Here is a 21,314-nt window from a genome sequence, read left to right on the forward strand (position 1 = left end):
CCTTTGGATGAGCACTCCCTGGATGATTTCGAATTCGGCAAGGCCGGGCCGTATGAGATCGGCTCCGAGACGTGGCCCGGCCTGGCGAAGCTCGCCGAGGAGGCCGGCGAGCTCATCCAGATCCTGGCCAAGCTCGTCGGCGCCTCCGGCCGGGAGCGGTACTACGACGGCACCGACCTGCGCGCCCGCCTCATCGAGGAGTGCGGCGACCTGACCGCGGCGATCGCCTTCTTCACCGAGACCAACGGCCTGAGCGCCGAGGTGGACGACCGGGCCCGCCAGAAGCTGGCCCTGTTCCGCCAGTGGCACGCCGAGGGTTGAGCCGTGACCGGTTTTGTTCGCCGGTTCGCGGCCGTGACCTGTGGCGACGCGTTTTTGTCGTACCCCTGGGGCATGATGCGACCATGTTGCTCCCCCTTTTGCGACGCTCCTGGGGTCCCGAGACATGTGACCCGTCCGACCTGGCCGACTGGCACCCCGGCAACCCGTCCCGCGGCCAGGGCGGCCCGACCGCCCTCGTGGTCCGCGAAGTCCTCGGCGGCGACCTGATCCGCGGCCGGGTCACCGCGGGCGGGGAGCCGGCCGGCGACCACTGGTGGAATCGCCTGCCCGACGGCACCGACCTGGACCTGACCCGCGACCAGTTCCGCCCCGGCGAGCTGGTGCTGGGCGCCGAGCTGGTGTGCCCACCGGAGGGCCCGCCGACCCGCTGCCGCGGCCAGCACGCGATCCTGCGCCACCGCGTCCTGACCGCCCTGAGCCGAGCCGCCCCTGCCCCGGGCCCGTCCGCGCTCGCCGCGGGTTTCCCTCGCCCCGGCCTCGTTCCGTCCCAACGCTCCGGGCACCCGGCCTCCGAGCCATCCGCGCTCGCTTCGCACGGGGCGACTGAGGTGTCCGCGCGCTCGTCGCTGCGGGCGGCTGAGGCGTCCGCGCTCGCTTCGCACGGGGCGGCCGAGGCGTCCACGCGCTCGTCGCTGCGGGCGGCTGAGGCGTCTGCGCGCTACCCGCGCCCAGGCCTCGATCCATCCGCACGATCCCTGCGCCCGACCCTCGCCCAGGTGCCCGTCCCCGACCCGTCCACCCCGCCCCTGAGGCTGGCCCTGGCCCTGCTGGTGGACCCGGGCGGCGCGGTGCTGCTGCGGCGCCGCTCCCCCACCGCCTTCTTCGAGCCCGGCCAGTGGGCCCTGCCGGCCGCCCGCCTGCAGCCGGCGAGCGAGCCCCTGACGGACACGGCACGGCGCGGCCTGGCGGAGGAGGCCGCCCGCCGAGCCCTGGCCGAGGAGGCGGGCATCGAGTTCACGGCCCGCCTGCACCACCACTGGAACGGCACCCTGCCCGACGTGACCGGCCGCACCCCGCGCGTCGAGCTGACGATCCTGGCGGGCGCCTACGACCTTGGCGACTCGGGCATCCTGGCCGACGACCTGTCCGCCACCGACCTGGCCCCCACGGCGGCGGTGGCTCTGCAGGCGCTGATCCGCAGCAGCCGCGCGAGCCCCGTCCGCGCCGAGACCGCCGCCCGCCGCGCCGGCTCGGCCTGACGTGTCCGGGCCGTGGGGCCTTGGCCCTCGCGCCACTGCCTGGCGTCAGCCCGACCATCCGCTGGCATGTGGGCGCGCGTCCACTGCCGGGACCGGGCTGACCGGGACCGCGCCGGGGCGTTGGACTCGCGCGCAGTGGCACGCCGGCCGACCACCGCCAGGCCTCGCAGCATCGCCAGGAACGCCGGGCCGGCGCGGACGGCAGCGCGGACGGTCGACGGGTCTGCCGGGTGGCTCCGGCCAGAGCGAACGACACCGACGCGAGCACCGCCCAGCGCCTCATCACCCGCCCCAGTCGTCCGATATGTGCGGACTACCCGCATTCCGGAGGAGTGGGACGCGGGACACTGGAGTACGTGGGCGAATTGCGGTTCGTCGTGCAGCTGCACCGGGCGCGCAGGCTGCACTACGACTTCCGGATCGAGGTCGGCGGGGTGCTCGTGAGCTGGGCGGTGCCGAAGGGGCCCTCGCTCGACCCCAAGGTGCGCCGGGCCGCGTTTCATGTCGACGACCACCCGCTGGAGTATGTCGCCTTCGAGGGGGTCATCCCGGCCGGCACGTACGGCGGCGGGGACGTGATCGTGTGGGACACGGGGGCGTGGGTGCCGTACAAGGACCCGGACCCGCGGGCGGCGCTGGAGCGTGGGGAGCTGCACATCGAGCTGCACGGGCAGAAGCTGCGCGGGAAGTTCGTCATCGTGCGCACGCGCGGGGACGAGTGGCTGCTCATGCACAAGCGCGACGAGCACGCCGTGGACGGCTGGGACCCGGCGGCGTTTCCGCGCTCCGTCCTCAGTGGACGATCCAGCGACGAGGTGAAGGCCGACCCGCACTGGCAGTGGCGCTCCGAGCTGCCCGCCGATCGGGCCGCGGTGCCCGTCCGGGGTGCTGTGAGCGACGAGGAGCTGGCCGCGTTGGACGGGCTCGGGGAGGCGGGGACCTGGGAGGTGTTCGGGCGGCGGCTGCGGGTGACGAACCTGTCGAAGGTGCTGTTTCCCGGGCGGGGCGGCGAGCCGGCGGTGACGAAGCGGGAGCTGCTGCGGTACACCTCGGCGATCGCCTGCACTGTCGTGCCCTATCTCGCCGGGCGGGCCCTGAACCTGCACCGGTTCCCAGGTGGTTCGGACACGAAGGGCTTCTGGCAGAAGGCGCTGCCGGGGCGCGCCCCGGACTGGCTGCCGCGCTGGCGGGAGCCGTCGTCCGGCACCGAGTATCTCGTGGCCGGGGAGCCCGCGGCGCTGGTCTGGGCGGCGAACTTCGGCGGCCTCGAGTGGCACCCGTGGACCTCGCCGACGGACCGGCCGGACCTGCCGTCGTACGCGCTCGTCGACCTCGACCCCGGGCCGGGCACGGCCTGGGCGGACCTGCTGGTGCTGGCGCGCCTGCACCGCACGGCGTTCGAGCACCTCGGCGTCGCCGCGTACCCGAAGGTCAGCGGGCGGCGCGGCATCCAGATCTGGGTGCCGGTGCGACCCGGGCCGTCGTTCGCCGAGACGCGGGCGTGGGTGGAGGAGCTGTCGCGCTCGATCGGCGCGGTGGTGCCGGATCTCGTCAGCTTCGCGTGGGAGCGCGCGGGGCGGGAGGGCCGGGCCCGGCTGGACTTCACGCAGAACGCGGTGAACAAGACGCTCGTCGCGCCGTACAGCCCGCGCCCGGCCCCCGGCGCGCCGGTCTCGGCGCCGATCGCGTGGGACGAGCTCGACGACCCGGCGTTGCGGCCGGACGGGTTCACGATCCGTACTATCGGCGAGCGGCTGGCCGAGCGCGGCGAGCTGTTCGCGGGCGTCCTGAGCAACCCGCAACGGCTGCCGCCGCTGTCCTGAACCCGCCTCTCAGTTCGGGTCGGTGCGGAGCTTGGCGTGCAGGTGCTCGTCGTGGTGCTGGCCGTCGCCGTACGCGTACGACTCCCGCAGTGTTCCCTCCAGCGCGAACCCGGCGCCCTGCGCGACCCGGCACGACGAGGGGTTGCCGACCGCGTGAGCGAGCTCGATGCGGTGCAGTCCGGCCACGTCGAACGCGAACCGCGCGGCGGCCCGCACCGCCCGGGTGGCGATCCCGCGGCCCCGCGCGGCCGGGACCGTCCAGTAGCCGATCATGCCGTTTCCGGCCCGGGCGTCGATGACGCGCACGGACACCGTGCCCAGCAGCGGCCCGCTGGTCGCGTCGGAGACCGCCCAGCCCAGCCGCGTGCCCGGCGACCAGTCGGCCCGGTCCTCGATCCACTCCAGGGCGGCCGTGCGCGGATCGTCCGGCAGCTCGGACGACAGCGGGCTCCACCGCAGCAGCTCCGGGTCGGCGAAGGCCGCCTGCACGGCCGCGGCGTCGGACGCGACCGGCGCGCGCAGCACCAGGTCGCCGAGTTCGACGGGAACGAGCCGGGGCGGGATCGAGACCATTGCCCGGACTGTACGCGGCCCCGAACGCGCGGAACCCCGGCTGCCGTTGGCCGGGGTTCCGCGCGTCGGTGGTGTTGTTCAGCTGGCCCGCGCCGGTCAGAGGGCGCGGCGGCCACGGCCGCTCAGGCCGGCGACCAGTGCCACGCCGACGGCCGCGAGCAGCACCTGGACCAGCAGCTCGCCCCAGTCGACACCCGGGGTGTCGGTGGAGATGCCGATCGCGTTGGCCAGGACGGTGCCCAGCAGGGCGGCGATGACGCCAACCACCATCGTGACCAGGATCGACATGCTCTGCCGGCCGGGAACCACCAGCCGACCCAGCGCACCGACGATCAGACCGACGATGAGCGCCGTGATGATTCCGGTGACAGTCACTGCTCCTCCTCGAAAAGCTCGTTTTCCGGTCGAGGGATTGATGCCCCTGCGGGCGCGGGGCCAAACACGACATCGATCGGGTGGCTTCGCGCGAAAGTGCCGGTGGGTGGGCGGGGAGCTGCCGAAACTGGTGGTACCGGAAGCGAAGCACGCGATCGCACAAGCTCACCGGCAGCCAGGTGACCTCCCCCGGTGGCCGCGGGGGGACGGCACGACAGGGCGGTATGGCGCCGGCCGCATCCACGGCCCGCGACCGGCGCCATGCCCGAACCGAGCACTGCCACGTCCACGCCGAGCCGAGCGACAGATCCGATTTGTCGCCGACGATGACCACCTCGGCAGATCGGACGGTATTTCATGAAATATCGGATAAGTCAGTCGCGAAGCGGCGGACTTATCCACGACCCCGCTGGACGGCGACGGGCGGCCGCGCGGCCCGTCGCGGAAACGGCGGACCCATCCGCGACCCGTTCGAGCCGCCCCGGCACCGTGCGCTCAGCGGGGGCGGGCGGCCGCGCGGCAGGCGTCGAGGATGTCCGGGCGCAGCAGGTGGCCGAAGCCCGCGCGGTCCAGGCGCAGGACCAGCCCGGCGCGGTCGGTGGACAGGGCCGCGGCCGTGGCGTCCAGGTTCCAGTCGTGGGCCGCCAGCTTCGACAGCAGGTGGCCGCGGCGGGCCTGGGCGGCCGACAGGCGGAACGTCTTGAGATACGCCACGGTGCCATCCTGGTCGGTGATCGTCTCGCCGATGTGGTTGTCCAGCACCGGGTCGAACGGCGGCAGGAAGCGGGACAGGGTGAAGCGGCCCAGGCGGTACACGGCCGCGGTCGTCAGGGCCTGGACCGAGAACATCACCTCGTTGTGGAACGTGTCCCACTCGGCGCGGACCCGGGCGAGCTCGTCGCGCAGGTCGTCCACCGTGTGCACCCGGCCGGCGTCCAGGGGCTGGTGGAAGCCGTCGAGGTGCGGGTACAGCTGCGTGTAGTGGTAGAGCAGCTCGCCGTAGAAGTCCTGCAGCAGGGTCGGGTGCAGGGCCCGGTAGTCGTCCGGGTGGGGCACGACGAACACGCTCGCGAGGGCATCGGCGAGGTAGAGCGCGACGCCGCACTGGCCCGGGTGGATCTCGAAGACGCGCAGGGCGTCGTCGAGGCCCGCGACGGCGGCGCCGCGGTACGACTCCTCGACGCGCGGGGAGAGGCCCCGCGTGACGGCCGCGCGGGTCCACTCCTGCCAGGCGACCGGCGGGCCGTCGAACTGCAGGCCGAGGTAGCCCTCCAGGGCCAGGTGCAGCGGCAGGAAGCGCAGGCGGCCACGGTCCTCGCGGCGGGTCATGCGGCGGCGGAAGCGCAGGCCGGCCACGCGCGGCAGGCCGGGCTCGTGCGGGTCGAGCAGCTGCGTGCCGAACGCGGCCGCGGGCGAGCCGTCCGCGGTCCACGTGGCCACGAACGCGTGCGGGACGTAGGCGACGTACGCCTCGCGCGGGCCGAGCTCCACAATGGACAGCTCGTCGGCGTGCAGCCGCGCGTGCAGGCGCAGCCCGGCGACCGGCGCGTCGCGCAGCAGCGGCACGATCCGCACCGCGCCCCACGTCTGGGCGGGGCCGGTGCGCAGGCCGGGGATCATCGCAGGAAGCCTTCCACTCGCTCGTCCAGGTGGGCGCGCAGTTCGGCGAAGGTCGCCGTGCCGGTGGCGAAGCGCGCCAGCTCGACCAGCGCCGCCGCGTCCTCGGCGTCGCGCACGCCGACGCTCGCCACGGTGGGTGAGAGGCGGCGCACGTCGAAGGCATCGCCGTCGTACACCGGGTTGAGGTGCACGATCGACGTGCGCCCGTCCGGGTCGAGGCGCTGCCGCCACACCCGCAGCACCTCCGCGGCCAGCCCCGGCGGCGCGTTGTCCCAGCCGTCGGAGACCACGACGAGCCGCTCCGGCCGCCGCGCGAGGCCGTCGAGCAGCCGCTCCCCCAGCGGCGTGGCGCCGGCCGGGTGGACCAGCAGCGGATCGCCGGTGTGGTTGAGCCAGATCGGATGGTACCGCTGCGAAAGCGCCTCCAGCAGGTAGTGCGCGGCCAGCGCCACGGCGAGCGGGCGGCGGCGCTTCACCGCGGACCCCGACGCCGAGTAGCTGTCGTCGAGCACGGCGACGACGTCGCCCCAGGTGCCGGCCTGGCGCCCGGCCGCGCGGCGGGCGGCGGTGCGCAGGGCCGCGGTGAGCTCGTCGCGGCGGCGGGCCCGCTCGGGACGGGGCAGGGACAGCACGTAGAGCGCCAGGCGGGTCAGCGGCTGGCGGTCCAGCGCGATTCCCGCGACGCCCTCGACCGCGGCGCCCGAACGCTGCAGCCGCAGCCGCTCCAGCTCGCTCAGGCGCGGCGCGATCGCGCGCAGGAACTCGGCTCGGCCGATGCCGCGGCGGCGGCTCGAGGCGAGGCCCTCGGCGACCGTGTAGGGCAGGTCGAACAGCGCCTGCTTGTCGTAGTGCGCGCGGCGCCACGACTCCAGGATCGGCGTGGCGTAGCGGGCCGGGCGCCGCCAGTCGAACAGCATCGTGCCGACCTCGCCGGGCAGCTTCAGGTGCGCGTGGCCGGCCACGGCGGCGAGGGCGCGGCGATACTTCACCGCGTCGAACGCCACGTCGGGCCGGGCCGCGACCCAGTCCCGCACGATGGCCCGCGTGCGCCGGTTGTTGATGCCCTCGGCGCGCAGGGTGCGTAGCACGCGGTACACCCGCTGGGGAGGCAGCCGCGACAGCCGTGCGGCGATGAGGCGCCCCTCGAGCTTGCGCTGCGGCAGCGGCGCCTCCTGGGCGGTGCGCAGCAGCCCGAGCACGATCGTGGCGGCGTTCAAGTCGTTGATGTCCAGCGCGAGCGTGGCGGCGTAGATCTCGCGGTAGTTGACGCGCACGTAGTCGTGCAGGAAGGCCAGCGACAGCCGCTGCTGCCCGAGGTCGCCGTAGAACTCCCGCTGCCCGGTCGCGGCGACGGCGGCGTTGACGAACATCACCACGTCCTCGCACGCCGTCAGTTCCGACAGCTCCACAGCCTCCCCCTCGGCGCGATGTCTGAGTGCCGGTCGGGGAGTTCGACGTGCGAGCTGCGAAGCATCGCTTCAGAGGCGGGTTCCGGAAGTCGCGCGGACAGTCCCGCGACCGGCCCGGCCAGCGTACCGCCGCCCCGCGAAACGCCGCCCCCGATATTCCCGGTCGCGGCGGAACAGGGCGGTGCACCGGAAGTCCGCGCCGAAGGCCGTTCTCGAGGCGACCGGTGCGGCACAGCTCCGCGTCGTGGTCGGCGCGGAAGCCGCCCCACCACTCGGCCGCGGCGGCGGACCATCGGTTCGCATCGGGCTCGAACAGCCCGTCGAGGAGCCTCAGGACGTCCTCGACGCTGCGGATGTCGCGAGCCATGCGATCCCCCGATCTCGATGTCCAGCCGCCGCGGCCGGCCTATGGGGTCAGTTACGGAAGTCGGTTACCTCCTTGATCGAGCCGTCGGCGTTCCAGGCGATCGCGGACGGGCGGCCGCTGCCGACCCCCCAGAGCACCCGCAGCTCGGGGTGCGCGCTCCACGCGCCGGAGCCGCGCGGGGCGCCCCCGTCGCCGGCCATCTCGACCTTCGCCGCGGGGCCGACGTAGATGCCGACCTGCACGACCTTCCCGCCGGGCACCGGGAACTCGTGGATGCCGAGGTAGAAGCCGGGTGCGGACGGCGGGCGCTGCAGCGAGCTGAGAATGGTCAGCTCCTGGATGGTGCCCTGGCCACGGTCACTGCCGGCGTGCACCATCGCCGAGCGGTCGTCGCCGTCGAACCAGAACATCAGCTCGCCGCCGTCGGCCAGGGTGACGCCGGTGCGGATGCGGTCGCCGAGCAGTGTGGAACGGTCGTCGCGGTTGACGGCGCTGTCGACCCGCTGGACGAAGGACGTGGTGCCCAGCGCGGTGCCGTTGGCGCTGTAGGCGGTGAACACCGCGTCCGGCGTCGAACCGTTGGGGTCGCTGGTCTCGGCGGCCGCGACGCCGCCCCGGCGGACCCAGAACACCGTCGCGTTCGGGTAGCCCGGCGCCGGCGCGGTGGTGGCCTCGACCGTGTGCCCGCCGGCGGTGACCTTGACCTTCACGCCGGCGGCGTGGAAGAGGCCGACGTCGATGATGCTGCCATGCCGGTCGAGCACCTCCGCGATCGTTGAGGAGAAGGTGTTGTTGTCCGTGTTGTCCGGGGTGCCGAGCGAGCCCAGGTCCCGGATCGCGCCGGTCGTGTCGTGGCGCAGGCCGACGTGGGGGCCGTAGTCCGCAACGTTCCACAGCACCACCTCCTCGGCGTCGCCGAAGCGCAGTCCGGTCTGGGTGTACGGGCCGGCCGGCGGCGGGAACGAGGACACCGCCGACGGCGGCATGATCGTGCTGCCGAACGCCTGCGGGGCGGCCGTGGCGGTGGACGCGTTGTGGCTGGGCCGCGGCGACGGGCCGGCCGGGCTGAGTGCGATGGCGCCGCCGGCGGCGAGGATCGGGGTCAGGGCCACGGCGATGCCCGCGAAGAGGGTGCGGAACCGCCGCTTCCCGGCCGCGCGCTTGACGTCGGCGAAGTTGAGGCGGGTGCTCTGGTGCTCGGTCCGCTCGGCCAGGGCGCGGCGCAGGTCGTCGATCGTGTGCATCAGTTCGCCTCCTGGTGGTGTGCGAGCGGGCTGACCTGCGGGTCGACGCGCAGCTTGCGCAGCGCCCGCGCGGTGGTGCTCTTCACCGTGCCGAGCGCGACCCCGAGCTCGGTGGCCGTCTGCTGCTCGGTCAGGTCGAGGTAGAACCGGCAGACGATCACCGCCCGCTCCCGCCGCGACAGCTGCCGCAGCGCCCGGGCGAGGCCGGCCCGGTCGGCCGCCGCCTCGGCCGGGTCAGCGCCGGCCGCGGCCCGGTCGGGCACCTGCGGCACGGGCCGCTCGCGCCGCCTTCGGCGCCGCCACCAGTCGCTGTGCAGGTTGACCAGGATGCGGCGGGCGTACGCGTAGGCGTCCCCGCCCTCGAGCCGATCCCACGCCGTGTACGTGCGCACGAGCGTGTTCTGGGTCAGCTCCTCGGCCTCGCTCGCGTCCCCGGTGAGCAGGATCGCGACGCGGTACAGCCGCTGTGTCGATGCCGCCATGAACGCCTGGAACTGCGCGTCGCGCTCACCGGGCGGGTCTTCGGTGGAACTTCGCATCTGTCGGTCGCTCCTCCCCGTCGTGGCCCCTTCGCCCTCCCTACTGCGCAGGCCTCGAAAAGGTTCCGCGAATCGACGGGGATTTCTTCAGGAACGCCGGGAGTGCCGCCAGCCGCGGATGCCCAGCACCGCGACGGCGGTGCCGATGGCGAGCGACACGGCGATCAGCACCGCGTGGATCCAGAAGAAGCCGGTCGGGTGCCCGGCGGCGTCCCAGGCCCGGTCGTCCTTCCAGATGGCCAGCAGGAACCGGGGCCAGATGACCCAGCTCCACACGCCCACCAGGACCAGGAACACCGACCAGCGCCGCGACAACACCACCCGCCGAGTATGCCCGATCACGGTGGAACGAATGAAACAGGCGAAAATTCGCGCTCTTGACAATTGGTCGGGGCCGATGCTGTGCTTGCTTGCACTTCGTTACATTTGTGTTTCATTTGTTTCAGATGGCCACCCCGCTGGGAGAGATGCGATGCAGCAGAAGGTGTTATCCCTGGTGATGGCGTCAGCCGCGGTCGCCGCCGGGCTCACCGGGGCCACCGCGGCGCAGGCGAGCGCGGCGCCCTCGGCGCGGGTGTTCGTGACCACGATCGATCGGTCGGAGCTGATGCACGAGCGGGCCTCCGTGCCGTTCGGCACCACGGCGAGCGGGCTCACGACGATCACGCTCGACCCGAGCCGGACGTATCAGAGCATGGACGGCTTCGGCGCGTCGATCACCGACTCGTCGGCGAGCGTGCTCTACCGGCTCTCGCCCGCCAAACGGGCCGAGGCGATGCGGGCGCTGTTCGACCCCGAGCGCGGGGTCGGCGTGAGCTTCCTGCGCCAGCCGATCGGGGCGTCGGACTTCACGGCGCAGCCCGAGCACTACACGTACGACGACATGCCCCCGGGCCAGACGGACTTCCCGCTCACCCGCTTCAGCATCGCGCACGACCAGGCGCAGATCCTGCCGCTGCTGCGGGAGGCCAGGCGGCTCAACCCGCAGCTGAAGGTCATGGCCACGCCGTGGAGCCCGCCGGCGTGGATGAAGACCGGCGACTCCCTCGCCAGCGGGGAGCTCAAGGACGACCCGAAGGTGTACGCCGCCTACGCCCTCTACCTGACCCGGTTCGTGCTCGCCTACACCGCGGCCGGCGTGCCGGTGGACTACATCACGGTGCAGAACGAGCCGCAGAACCGCGACGCGGGCGGCGGGCCGGTGATGGGGCTCAGCACCACGCAGGCCGGAAAGGTCATCGAGATCCTCGGCCCACTGCTGCGGCTCGTGAGCCCGCGCACGAAGATCCTCGGCTACGACCACAACTGGCAGACGCATCCGAACGACATCGCCAACACCCCGCCCGGGCAGGACCCGGAGGCGAACTACCCGTACAAGCTGCTGCAGAACCCGGCCGCCGGCTGGGTCGCCGGCACCGCCTACCACTGCTACTACGGCGACCCGAGCGCGCAGACCGCCCTGCACGACGCGTACCCCGGCAAGGGCATCTGGTTCACCGAGTGCTCCGGCTCGCACGGCGCGAACGACACCCCGGCGCAGTACTTCACCGACACCCTCAAGTGGCACGCCCGCACCATCACCGTCGGCGTCACCCGCAACTGGGCCAAGTCGGCGGTCACCTGGAACCTCGCGCTGGACCCGGCCGGCGGCCCGCACCTCGGCGGCTGCGGCACCTGCACCGGCCTGATCACGGTCAGCGACGACGGGACCTTCACCACCGACGCCGAGTACTACACGATCGGGCACCTGTCCAAGTTCGTGAAGCCCGGCGCCGTCCGCATCGCCAGCACCAGCTTCGGCACGACCGGCTGGAACGGCGAGGTCACCGACGTGGCCTTCCGCAACCCGGACGGCTCCACGGTCCTGGTGGCCCACAACGAGAACGACGCGCCGCGGACCTTCACCGTCGCGGTCGGCGGCCACTCGTTCGACTACACCCTGCCCGGCGGCTCGCTCGCCACGTTCACCTGGCCGAAGAGCAAGGTGCTCGAGGACGGCCGGCGACTGCTGCCGATCGCCGGCGCGACAGCGACGTCGTCACCCGCGAGCCCCGACGCCGCCCTCGCCGTCGACGAGGACGCCACGACCCGCTGGTCCAGCGGCACGGCGCAGGAGCCGGGGCAGTACCTCCAGGTCGACCTCGGCTCGGCGCGCACCTTCCGCCGGGTCGCGATCGACAGCGGCGCGAGTACCGGCGACTACGCCCGCGGCTGGCGGCTGTCCGGCAGCGACGACGGCGCCCACTGGACGACGCTCGCCCAGGGCACGGGCACCGGTCAGCTGACCAATGTGGACATCCGCCCCACCCGCGCCCGGTACCTGCGGGTCACCTCGACCGCATCGACCGGCAACTGGTGGAGCGTCGCCGACATCCGCCTGTACGCCTGACAGAGATGAGACGTTCACGTGGCGGGGCGGCACCGTCAGCACAGCGGCAAGTGCCTCGACGACACCGGCTGGGGCGCCGCCGGCGGCGCGCAGCTGCGGCAGTGGTCCTGCGCCGGCGGACCGGCCCGGACGTTCCGCCGGGTCTCGGGTAGCCGCGCGTGGGCCGCCGCACCGCGCGGTGGCCCACGCCAGGGCGCCTGCGGGCGCGGTCCGGCCGCCTGCCGGGCGATCGCGGTGACGGCCATGAACACGGCGCCGTACGCGGCCGGCCCGCGCGGTCGCCGCCCGCCATCTCGACCGGCGCCTTTCGCTGCTGACCGGCATCGCCGGGGCCGCGGACGCCGCCGACCCGGCCGAGGCCGGCCGCCACCTGCTCACGCTGGTCTCGGGGGCCCACGGCCCGGGCCGACCACCACGGCGACCGGCGGGCGGCGGAGTCGGCCCGCACCGCCGCCCGGACGCTGCTGGCTACAGCCAGACGCTGACTTCCAGGCGGCCGGTGTTGCCCAGGTCCAGCGGAACCGGCGGCTTCACCAGCTGGCGCGGCCCGCCCGGGGTCGCGGCGACCGACAGGTAGACGCCGCTGACCGGGGGCTCGTCCGAGGCCGTGTACGTGTTGCGCCACGCCAGCACCGCGGTCGTACTCTGGCCCGGGGCGAGGGCGACCGGGTGCGGGGACTGGCTCCAGTGCTGGCTCGGCACGACGGAGATCTCCTGGATCGACTTGTCCTCGCCGAGCACGACGATCTCGGGCCGGCCGTTCACGGTCACGGCGGTGTCGCCACAGTTGGTCAGGTGCAGCGACATCTCCCGGTATCCGGCCGCAGCGTCGCCCCGGTCCGCGACGATCCGCAGGCCGCCCTCGGGGCAGCCGGTCGCCTCCTGGGTCGGGCTCGGCGCGGCCTTCCACGCGGTGGTGGGCAGCACCGTTCCCGGCGGCGCGGGCTTCGCGCACGCCGCGAGCAGGGCACAAACCAGCAGCGGTACTGCCAATCGCCTCCTCATGCCAGCCGCTCCGGCGTCACCTCGGCCACGCTCGCCGCGCCGGCCAGCCCCATCCTCAGGTCCAGCTCCGCGACCACGTTCTCGATCACCTGCCGGACCCCGCCCGAGCGCCCCCTGCCGATAGATGATGCCCTGCCGGGCGCGTCCAGGACCGATGCGGGGAGTTGTCACGCCGCGGAACGGTACCCTTCGACGGGTGGCCCTGCCGACCCCGGACGACCTGCGCGACGCGACCTGCGTCGCGTGCCCCGGCCAGTCACTGCCGCTCGGCGCGTTCGACGTCGCCGACCGCCCCGGCCCGGCCCACCCGTACGACCCGTCCCGCGGCCACCGGGTCAACGCCGCGACCGGCACCCCGACGTGCGTCCACCCATTCCGCGTCGGCATCCCGCCGGCCCTCTACGCGTCCTGCGGCGCTCCCCTCCCGACCGGCGAAGCCCCACCCCCACCCCCGCGCGAGACCGACCTGGAGCTGCCCGACGACCCAACCCTGCTGGAGGCATGGCTGATCGCGGTCGTGCGAGACACCCCCGACGCGTCTCTGGGCTCGACGCTGCGCCGCGCGGAGACGGCCGCCCTGACCCGCTTCACCCCAGCCCAGGTCGTCGACTCCCTCCGCCGCGTCCTGTCCACGGAGCTCACTCGCCGTCAGCGATAAGTTCGGCCACTCCGCGTCGCGACTCGGAGCTCGACGAACAAGCTTCTTCATGCGCCTACCCGCCCGCGTCGCGACAGCTCGAGCCGCACACCGCACGGCCAGGGCTCGCGTCGGCCGGTGACGCCCGGTGGCCGGCTCGGCAACAGCGGAGCCTCGACCCCGCCCGGTGACGACACCACGGCCACGCCGGCGGCGACCGCGCTCCAGCTCGACCCCTACCACCCGAGTCGGCGGACGCGGAAAGCGACCGGCCCAGGACCGGCCATGGTGATGTCTTCGAACCGCGCGCCCAGCGACCGCCTCCACACCCCCAGACGGTCCAAGGCGACAGCCGGCGAGATCGGATGCGCGGATGACGAGGTGGACGCGGCCTGGGAGTAGCACGTGGCGGCGTGGCCACAGCGGAGCTCAGCGGTGGCATAGGGATGCGCCCTTGCGGCGGCGGCCCGACCGGTAGCGGGTGCCGGGAAGATCGGCGTCGGCACGGCGTCGCCGGAACCGCTCGGCCGTGGCTGCGGCAGCAACGGTGACACAGCATCGCCGCAACGGCCAAGCCGGTGGGGCGAAGGTGACGCCACGGATTGACAGCACGACGACTGCACAGGCCGGGAACACGGCGACTCGAACGGTCGAGAACGCGGCGACTGGACCTGTCGGGGGCGCGGTGACGTCGGTGCAGCCTGGGAACGTGGTGACGGCGAAGGCTTTGGCGATGGCGCACGGGACGTCGGCGGCGACGATAGCCTTGGCGACTGCGCACGAGATGTCGGCGGCGGCAATGACTGCGATGGTGCGCCGGCAAGGTCGCGAGGGCGAGACGGCCCTGGCCGCGCGGGCACGGACGGTTCATAGCGAGGGTTGGGCTGGGCGGCCGGACGGCGGGAGTCGGACTGGAGCCCCGGACCGCGGGAGGCGGGCTGGGCCGGCAGACAACCCGGCTTGCGCTGATCCGACGGACAGCGACGATCGGACTGAACGGCCGGACGACGGGAGTCGGGCTGGGGACCCGGACCACAGGATTCTGGCGAAGGAACCGGACCGCCGGAATCGGGCCGAGTCGGCGGACAGCCCGGGCTGGGCTGGGCCGCCACAGCACGGCGACGAGCCGCTCGGGCATCCTGCTCAGCCCAATGAGCCGCAATCTCAGCGGTGCGAGCCTCGGCGTCCAAGCGGGCCAGACGTTCAGCATGACGCGCCTCCAAACCACGACGGCGAGCCTCAGCGAACTCGGCACGGACCGCACGACGACGAGCCACACGACGACGCTGCTCAGCCAACATCGCATCCAACCGACCACACCACTCCGACTCGGCGATCCCGACCAGCACCTCACCCATGACAAGAACCTAGAGAACAGGGGTACGACAAAAACCGCTGAGCAGCGGAAACAGGTGACCCAACGGGCGACAGCGCGATCCTGACCACCCGGCGGGTCGCCCTTATCGGAATTTTCGGCTTTCAGGACATAAGTCCGATATTCATCAGGGACCTTCCGAGGTTGTCGGCAGCTTCGTGTCGAGGCCGGTCACGGTTCGTACCGCGCGGGCGATTGGGTCCTGGGTGCCGAACCGGCCGAGGAGCCAGCGTGCCTGGGCCGCTCGCACGCCCAGCACCGGGCCGGTCAGCTCCGCCGCCCAGAGCAGCACCCCCAGGGCAACGTCGGGGCCGTCCAGCTCGCCCGCGTCCAGGGCCGTCAGGATGCGCTCGCGGGCCGCCGGGGCCGCCGCTCGGTCCACGCGGTCGTTGTGGGCGTGGGTGCCGGAGCGCTCCTGGTAGCGGCCCAGCAGACGCTGCCGCGCCGCGACCGTCTCCACGACGTCCGGGCCCAGCTCCTCCAGCCACGCGTGGACGGGGCGCGACCGGCTGGCCGCGACCCGCTCCAGTACCGCATCCAGGAACGGGTCGCCGGCCGGCTCGCCGGTCGCGGTGAGGGTGCCGTCGACGGTGACGCAGCCGCGCAGCCGCAGGTCGGTCAGGGCCGCCGCGGCGAGCGCGGCCGGGAACGTGCGCAGGTCGACCCGGCGGCGGCCGTCGGGGCCGAAGCTCAGCGTGAACAGCTCGTCCGCGAGGCGCCCGGCCCCGGACAGGGCCCCGAGCGGCAGCGGCGCGTTGCGGCGCTTGAGTACGCCCAGGTCGGCCAGGACGGCGACGAGTGCGGGAACGGCCGCCGGGTCCGCGCAGGCCGCAGCCACGGCCTCGCCGAGGCGCGGCGGATCGACCCGCAGGGCCCGCGACCAGTCGTGCAGCCAGCGCGCCGGGCCGGCCGCGACCGCGGCGGCGACGACGTACTGCCCGGGGCTCTCCCCGAGCCGCCGCTCCAGCTCGCCGGCCCGCCCGGCGCCGAGCAGCGCCAGCGCCACGTCGAGCCCGCCGGCCCGCTCCAGCCGCTTCGCGTCGAGCTTCGCCTCGTGCCGCGCCGCCGCCTCGACGCGGTCGTGGAAGTCGCGGGTGCGCAGCGCGGCGGCCAGTACGTCCGGCCCGGCCACCAGACTCGTCGCCGGCGACAGGTCCACCGGGCCGTCGGCGGGGCGCCCGGTCAGGCGGGCGACACGGTCGGCGAGCGGCGGGTGGCTGTCGAACGGTCCGGGCGGCGGGGGGCGCAGGCCGGGGACGTACCGTGGGTCTTGGGCGAAGCGCTCCAGCAGCTCGCCGGGCTCGTACCCGCCGGTGCGGGCCCAGCGCGTGTAGCTGGCCACCACCAGGTCCCACGTCTCGGACAGGGTGCCGAGATCCTGCAGGGCGGCCGCCAGCTCGTCGCCGCCCGCGACCCGGGCCGCGACGTCGTCGGCCTCCAACTCGGTGCGGCGGTTCACGGCCGAGGCGACGGCGGCGTAGATGCCGAGGTAGAACGCGAGGATGATGCCGGCCGGGCTGTACTCGCCGGACCGCTCGACGGTGCGGGACATCGCCTGCATCCCGCGATAGGTGGTCACGGCGAGGCCGGTGTGCCGGCCCGCGTAGTGCCCGAGCTCGTGGGCGAGCACCCCGCGCACCCGCGCGACCGGCCAGGCCTGCAGGAGCTGGACGCCGATGCAGAGGTACCGCCGCCCGCCGCGCAGTCCCAGGGCGCCGGTGTCCTGCCAGACGAACGCGGCGGGCTCCGCGACGAGCCGGATCTCGTCCGGCGGCCGGGTCCCGACCAGCGCGGCCAGGTCCCGGACCTCCCGCCACAGGCCGGGGGCCTCGTCCTCGCCCACGACATGCCCGACGTCGAGCGCCTCGGGAGCGGATCGCAGCAGCTGTACCGCGGGAATGATCAGGCCTCCGGCCGCGGCGAAGGCGAGTGCGGTCACCGCATGCGCGTCCGCCGAGCCGGGGAAGGCCACGATGGTCCACACGGCCAGCCAGGCCAGCGCCCCGAACAGCGCCGCGCCGAGCACGTAGAAGCCGCCGAGCATCACCACGGCCAGCAACGCCCGAAGATTGACCCCGTGCACGGCCTCAGAGTGCCATCGGCGCGCCACCTGAAGTACACGTGCCGGGGTGACTGCCGGGCCGCAGCGGACTCATCATAGGGTCAGAATCCATGAGCAGCGTCTTTTCGAAGATTCTCGCCGGCGAGCTGCCGGGGCGGTTCGTGTGGCAGGACGACGACGTGGCGGCGTTCCTCAGCATCGCGCCGCTGCGGCCCGGGCACACGCTCGTCGTGCCGCGCCAGGAGGTGGACCAGTGGACGGCCGCGGAGAACGGGCTGTTCACCAAGTGCGCGCAGGTGGCGCAGCGCATCGGGCAGGCGGTGCAGCGGGCGTGGGACGCGCCGCGGGCCGGGCTGATCGTGGCCGGCTTCGAGGTGCCGCACATGCACCTGCACGTGTTCCCGACCTGGGGCATGGGCGACTTCGACTTCGCCCGCGTCGACCAGAACCCGGACCCCGCCGCCCTGGACGACGCCGCCGCGCGGATCCGCACCGCATTGGGTGAACTCGGACACGTGAGCGGATCGTAACGCTCCGCGTTTTCGGCGGCGAGGATTTGGTCGGATCGATGAGCATGCTGGGTCACGCCGCGCCGCGCCGCGCCGGGCTACGGCTCGTCGACATCGAGGACTTCCAGGTGTAGTTCGACGACCGGCGCGGTGAGGCCGACACCTGGACGATGTGGGCCGCGGCCCGCCGGACCAGAAATGGCAGCGCTCAGCCGAGCAGGTTTCGCAGCTGCCCTGACCAGCCCTCGGTGTGGATGGCCCGGCCCACGAAGCGCTCGCGGAGCACGCGCAGGGCGGGCAGGCGCTGGGCGGCCTTGCGGTAGCGGGAGGCGGCCGAGGTCGCGTCGGAGTGGATACCCTCGACGCGGAAGCCGAGCAGGTCCAGGGCGCGGTTGAGCTGGGCGGCCTGGTCCGTGTCGCGGCAGGTGAAGACGTACGTGGCGTGGTCGGCGGCGTTGAGGACCTCGTACACCAGGTGCCCGGACGGGGTCAGGCACAGCAGGAACGCGAGCACCGCCGGGTCGACCGGGTCGGCCAGCGCCGCGTAGTCCGTGTGCGCGGGGGTCACCCGCTCGTGCGGGAAGACGTCGCGGGGCAGGTGGGGGCCGCCGGCGTACGCGTTCTGGAAGCCGCCCATCGTGCCGAGCAGGCCGTAGGCGAGCGGAGGGCCGTAGGCGTCGAACGGGCCGTCGAAGCCGAGGCTCGCCGTCATGCCGGCCGCGAACATGCCCGGCAGCCCGGCGGCGAAGTAGCCGGCCCGGCCGTCGTGGTCGAGCACGGGCGGGCGCGCGGAGTCGCGCCAGGGGGCGGCGCCGGAGCCCTCACGCTGTACTGACACCGTCTGTTTGAAACCGAGGAACGCCTGGCCCCGGGCGAGCAGGTCGCGGGCGCCCGCGGCCCGGTCGGGCGCACAGGCGGCGTCCAGCAGGGCGGGGAAGACGGTCGGCTCGACCGCCTCGAGGTCGGTGCGGGCGGCGGCGAGACCGTCGCGCAGCAGCGCGGCGACCGAGCGCAGGGCGACCGGGCCGAGGCCCGGCAGCAGCGCCGCGAGGAAGTGCGAGGTGCGCCCGGCCGCGGCGGAGGTGCGGGCCCGCAGCAGTTCCAAGAATTCGCCGGTACGCCGGGCCAGGCGCCCGACCGCGATCGGCGGGCGCCCGGGGACCTCGATGCCGATCGTGTACCCGGTGCTGTCGGTCGAGACCGACTTGATGAACGCGTAGGGGACCTTCTCGGCGAGCCCGCCGTCGGGGACGATCACGAGCGCGTCGTCGTAGAGGCGCAGCTCGGCCGGGGAGCCGTCGGCCCAGCCCGGGAATGCCTCGGCCGTGCCGACCCCGTCGAGCAGCAGGACCTGCTCGGTGTCGGCGACCCGGGCCTCGCCGATCTCGGCGAGCAGTTGGGTGCGCATGACGCCGAGGCGGCTGAGCTCGAGGCGGGCGCCGTCGGCGAGGGCGAGGCCGATGACGTACGGCTGCGGCTCCCCGATCTCGACGACGTCCGCGGGCGCGACCCGCAGGACCGGGCCCGACTCGGGGGTCACGACCAGGGCACCGCCGGCCATCTCGGCGGTGCCTTCGCCCTCGTCGAGCAGGGCACCGCCGTCGGCGATGAGGCGGTAGTGCATGTCAGGCCGTCGACGAGCCGCACTCGGCGCAGAACATCGCCCCGGGCTGCGACGGCGTGCCGCAGTTGCCGCAGAACCGCTTCTGCTGCGGCGGCGCCGCGGCCAGCGGTGTGCCGCAGTGCTGGCAGAACTTGCCGCCGCCGGTCTCGTTCATGCAGGACGGGCAGCGCCCGACGGCCTGGTCGCGATAGTTGACGTCGCGGGTCCAGTCGACCTGCTGGATCTTCTCGTGCAGCTGGTTGACCTGCGCGGCCGCCTGCATCCCGGCGATCTCCTGGTCCAGGCGCGGCGCACAGCTGGTGCACAGCCCGCGCTCGTTGTTCCAGCAGACCTGCTCGCAGACCCACTGCCCGCACCGGTGGCACTGGTTGAAGTGGACCTGCATCTCCTCGGCGGCCTTGGCGAGCGCCTTGTCGCGGGTCGACCCGCGCACGCCGTCACGCATCCACTGGGCGTCCCAGCCGATCTGCGACGCCTTGGAGCCGATCTCGCCCCCGAGCAGGTCCCCGCCCATGCGCAGCAGCTTCCCGCCGAAGCCGGTGACGGAGTGCTGGAACGAGGAGGAGTACCCGTTCCCGCAGCGCATGCAGTTGAACTCGAACTGGTACCCCTCGCGCGTGGAGTGGTCCGAGTAATTGTTGGTGAACGGCACCATGCCAGCCATCGGCACAAACCCCTAGTTCGCAGCAACCGGCCTTCCTCCCTGTTGTACCTGCTGCGCGCCGGGACATGATCGGCAAGTCGGTCTTACGACATCGCCTGATCGGCGGCCTGACCAGCCAGACCATCACGCGCCACTGAACGGTCGCAGCTCACCCCTGAAACGCCATGACGTTCCGCTCGGCCCACGCGGCGAACGGGGCCGCCGGGCGCCCCAGCACCCGCGACACATCGGGGCTCACAGCCACCTCGGCAGGCAACGGCTGCCCGAGAATGCCCAGCGTCCCGTCCGCGATCGAGGCGGGCATGACCCGCACCATCTCCGCCCGCGCCTGCTCGGCGGTCTGCTCGACGAACGCGACGGGCGCCCCCAACGCCGAGGCGATCGCCCGCACACGTTCGCGCGGGGTGGTCGGCTCCGGCCCGGTGAGCACGTACGTCTGCCCGGCATGGCGATCGTCCAGCAGCGCGGCCGCCGCCACCGCCGCGATGTCGGCCGGATCGACGACCGGCAGGGCGACGTCACCGAACGGCGCGAAGGCCCGCCGCTCGGCCCGGATCGACGCCGCCCAGGCGAAGGCGTTGCTGGCGAAGCCGCCGGGCCGCAGCACGGTCCAGGCCAGACCGGACGCCTTGACCAGCTCCTCGAGCTCCAGGAGGGCCGCGTGCGAGGAACGCAGCCCGGCGGCGTGGGAGGACAGCAGCACGATGCGCGAGACCCCGGCCGCCCGGGCCGAGGCGAGCACCGCGGCGCCGTCCACGCCGGCGGGCGGCACGAGCAGGAACAGGGCATCCGCGCCGCGCAGGGCCGGCCCGAGGGCGGCCAGGTCCGCCGGGACATGGCGGGCACCAGGGGGTACGACCGACGGCGCGTTTCGCGACACCATCGTGAACTGCACGCCGGCCGAGCTCAGGGCCGCCGCCAGGGGTTGTCCGACATTTCCGGTAGCTCCGGTAACCACGATCATGAGCGGAAAGCTAGCATCACGAAGATAGTAGGTACCTAGAGGAAAGTGACTATGAACGAGGACACCATCCCGGAGCTGGCGTGCCCGATCACGCCCGTCGTCGACCTCGTGTTCAGCCGGTGGACCACGCCGATCCTGTGGTCGCTGAACCAGCACGGCCGGCAGCGCTTCAGCGAGCTGGAGCGGCGCATCGGCACGATCACCGCCAAGGTGCTCACCCAGCGGCTGCGGCAGCTGGAGCGCGACGGGCTGGTGGTGCGCACCTACACCCCGGAGATTCCGCCGCGGGTGGAGTACGAGATCAGCGATCTGGGCCGCAGCCTCGGACCGCTGTTCCAGCACCTGGCCGAGTGGGCGGCGAGCAACCTGCCGGCCGTGGCCGAGGCGCGCACCGGCTACGACCGGCGGGACCGCCCCTAACTAAGCCTCGATCCGTGGATCGGCGCTTGCGTGGGTGTTTGGATGAGATCGAATTGATCTTGTTGGGTTGAGGGTGTGGCTGTGCTGCTGGCCCTCGGTCCAGCGTGCTCGGTTTCCTGCCCGTCGGGTTGGTTGCGGGTGGGGTGTTGCGTGGTGGTGCGTGCGGCAGGGGGT

The 21,314-nt window shown here is 73.4% G+C and carries 20 protein-coding genes; 8 read left to right on the forward strand and 12 right to left on the reverse strand.

What is annotated here, in order from left to right; translation table 11 throughout:
• The first annotated feature begins 3 nt into the window (after nucleotides 1-3).
• The 3 genes from ACQPY0_RS38525 (at nucleotide 4) to ACQPY0_RS38535 (ending at nucleotide 3,364) form a co-directional block, all read left to right on the forward strand.
• Nucleotides 4-321, forward strand: a complete 318-nt coding sequence (locus ACQPY0_RS38525) for a hypothetical protein (RefSeq protein WP_432972405.1) — start codon at nucleotides 4-6, stop codon at nucleotides 319-321.
• Between the two features lie 83 nt (nucleotides 322-404).
• On the forward strand, nucleotides 405-1,541 hold the full coding sequence (locus ACQPY0_RS38530) for a YunG family protein (protein WP_432972408.1): 1,137 nt from the start codon (nucleotides 405-407) through the stop codon (nucleotides 1,539-1,541).
• 356 nt (nucleotides 1,542-1,897) lie between these two features.
• Entirely contained in the window at nucleotides 1,898-3,364 is a 1,467-nt protein-coding gene (locus ACQPY0_RS38535; RefSeq protein ID WP_432972411.1) for a DNA polymerase ligase N-terminal domain-containing protein, read from the forward strand.
• A gap of 9 nt (nucleotides 3,365-3,373) precedes the next feature.
• On the opposite strand, the gene ACQPY0_RS38540 is transcribed toward ACQPY0_RS38535, so the two are convergent.
• The 7 genes from ACQPY0_RS38540 to ACQPY0_RS38570 form a co-directional block, all read right to left on the reverse strand.
• Complete coding sequence (locus ACQPY0_RS38540) at nucleotides 3,374-3,937, reverse strand: GNAT family N-acetyltransferase (protein ID WP_432972414.1); 564 nt, start codon at nucleotides 3,935-3,937, stop codon at nucleotides 3,374-3,376.
• A 96-nt stretch (nucleotides 3,938-4,033) separates the two neighbouring features.
• Nucleotides 4,034-4,312 carry a GlsB/YeaQ/YmgE family stress response membrane protein gene (locus tag ACQPY0_RS38545; protein ID WP_345127949.1) on the reverse strand — a complete coding sequence of 93 codons (279 nt, stop codon included), beginning with the start codon at nucleotides 4,310-4,312 and terminating at the stop codon, nucleotides 4,034-4,036.
• A gap of 495 nt (nucleotides 4,313-4,807) precedes the next feature.
• Complete coding sequence (locus tag ACQPY0_RS38550) at nucleotides 4,808-5,932, reverse strand: ARPP-2 domain-containing protein (protein WP_432972418.1); 1,125 nt, start codon at nucleotides 5,930-5,932, stop codon at nucleotides 4,808-4,810.
• Nucleotides 5,929-7,341: a hypothetical protein gene (locus tag ACQPY0_RS38555; protein WP_432972421.1), complete on the reverse strand. Its 1,413-nt coding sequence runs from the start codon at nucleotides 7,339-7,341 to the stop codon at nucleotides 5,929-5,931. Before ACQPY0_RS38555 ends, ACQPY0_RS38550 begins: the two co-directional genes overlap by 4 nt.
• Before the next feature lie 414 nt (nucleotides 7,342-7,755).
• Nucleotides 7,756-8,952 (reverse strand): hypothetical protein, encoded by a 1,197-nt coding sequence (locus ACQPY0_RS38560; RefSeq protein ID WP_432972424.1) that lies wholly within the window; start codon nucleotides 8,950-8,952, stop codon nucleotides 7,756-7,758.
• On the reverse strand, nucleotides 8,952-9,491 hold the full coding sequence (locus tag ACQPY0_RS38565; RefSeq protein WP_432972427.1) for a SigE family RNA polymerase sigma factor: 540 nt from the start codon (nucleotides 9,489-9,491) through the stop codon (nucleotides 8,952-8,954). Before ACQPY0_RS38565 ends, ACQPY0_RS38560 begins: the two co-directional genes overlap by 1 nt.
• An 87-nt stretch (nucleotides 9,492-9,578) precedes the next feature.
• The gene (locus ACQPY0_RS38570; RefSeq protein WP_432972430.1) at nucleotides 9,579-9,812 is read right to left on the reverse strand and encodes an SCO4848 family membrane protein; all 234 of its coding nucleotides are present in this window, start codon (nucleotides 9,810-9,812) and stop codon (nucleotides 9,579-9,581) included.
• Between the two features lie 151 nt (nucleotides 9,813-9,963).
• Here ACQPY0_RS38570 and ACQPY0_RS38575 point away from each other — a divergent pair, with 151 nt between their 5' ends.
• On the forward strand, nucleotides 9,964-11,880 hold the full coding sequence (locus ACQPY0_RS38575; protein WP_432972433.1) for a discoidin domain-containing protein: 1,917 nt from the start codon (nucleotides 9,964-9,966) through the stop codon (nucleotides 11,878-11,880).
• A 468-nt stretch (nucleotides 11,881-12,348) separates the two neighbouring features.
• On the opposite strand, the gene ACQPY0_RS38580 is transcribed toward ACQPY0_RS38575, so the two are convergent.
• On the reverse strand, nucleotides 12,349-12,885 hold the full coding sequence (locus ACQPY0_RS38580) for a DUF4232 domain-containing protein (protein ID WP_432972436.1): 537 nt from the start codon (nucleotides 12,883-12,885) through the stop codon (nucleotides 12,349-12,351).
• A gap of 196 nt (nucleotides 12,886-13,081) precedes the next feature.
• Here ACQPY0_RS38580 and ACQPY0_RS38585 point away from each other — a divergent pair, with 196 nt between their 5' ends.
• Nucleotides 13,082-13,543, forward strand: a complete 462-nt coding sequence (locus ACQPY0_RS38585; protein ID WP_432972439.1) for a hypothetical protein — start codon at nucleotides 13,082-13,084, stop codon at nucleotides 13,541-13,543.
• 1,130 nt (nucleotides 13,544-14,673) lie between these two features.
• Complete coding sequence (locus tag ACQPY0_RS38590) at nucleotides 14,674-14,964, forward strand: hypothetical protein (RefSeq protein WP_432972442.1); 291 nt, start codon at nucleotides 14,674-14,676, stop codon at nucleotides 14,962-14,964.
• Nucleotides 14,965-15,024: 60 nt separating this feature from the next.
• Here ACQPY0_RS38590 and ACQPY0_RS38595 read toward each other — a convergent pair whose 3' ends face one another.
• Complete coding sequence (locus ACQPY0_RS38595; protein WP_432972445.1) at nucleotides 15,025-16,980, reverse strand: GPP34 family phosphoprotein; 1,956 nt, start codon at nucleotides 16,978-16,980, stop codon at nucleotides 15,025-15,027.
• A gap of 89 nt (nucleotides 16,981-17,069) precedes the next feature.
• Between ACQPY0_RS38595 and ACQPY0_RS38600 the strand changes: the two genes are divergently transcribed.
• A complete protein-coding gene (locus ACQPY0_RS38600; RefSeq protein WP_432972448.1) occupies nucleotides 17,070-17,489 on the forward strand; it encodes an HIT family protein in 420 nt (139 codons plus the stop codon).
• 187 nt (nucleotides 17,490-17,676) lie between these two features.
• Here ACQPY0_RS38600 and ACQPY0_RS38605 read toward each other — a convergent pair whose 3' ends face one another.
• The 3 genes from ACQPY0_RS38605 to ACQPY0_RS38615 all read right to left on the reverse strand — a co-directional run bounded on the left by ACQPY0_RS38605 (nucleotide 17,677) and on the right by ACQPY0_RS38615 (nucleotide 20,720).
• Nucleotides 17,677-19,092, reverse strand: coding sequence for a hypothetical protein (locus ACQPY0_RS38605; RefSeq protein WP_432972451.1), 1,416 nt, complete (start codon nucleotides 19,090-19,092; stop codon nucleotides 17,677-17,679).
• A gap of 1 nt (nucleotide 19,093) precedes the next feature.
• A complete protein-coding gene (locus tag ACQPY0_RS38610) occupies nucleotides 19,094-19,756 on the reverse strand; it encodes a zinc ribbon domain-containing protein (RefSeq protein ID WP_432972454.1) in 663 nt (220 codons plus the stop codon).
• A 148-nt stretch (nucleotides 19,757-19,904) separates the two neighbouring features.
• On the reverse strand, nucleotides 19,905-20,720 hold the full coding sequence (locus ACQPY0_RS38615) for an NAD(P)H-binding protein (protein ID WP_432972457.1): 816 nt from the start codon (nucleotides 20,718-20,720) through the stop codon (nucleotides 19,905-19,907).
• 51 nt (nucleotides 20,721-20,771) lie between these two features.
• Between ACQPY0_RS38615 and ACQPY0_RS38620 the strand changes: the two genes are divergently transcribed.
• Nucleotides 20,772-21,140 (forward strand): winged helix-turn-helix transcriptional regulator, encoded by a 369-nt coding sequence (locus ACQPY0_RS38620; protein WP_432972460.1) that lies wholly within the window; start codon nucleotides 20,772-20,774, stop codon nucleotides 21,138-21,140.
• The last annotated feature ends 174 nt before the right edge of the window (nucleotides 21,141-21,314 follow it).

Origin of the sequence: Dactylosporangium sp. CA-233914, from assembly GCF_050942935.1 — a bacterium.
Classification (GTDB): domain Bacteria; phylum Actinomycetota; class Actinomycetes; order Mycobacteriales; family Micromonosporaceae; genus Dactylosporangium.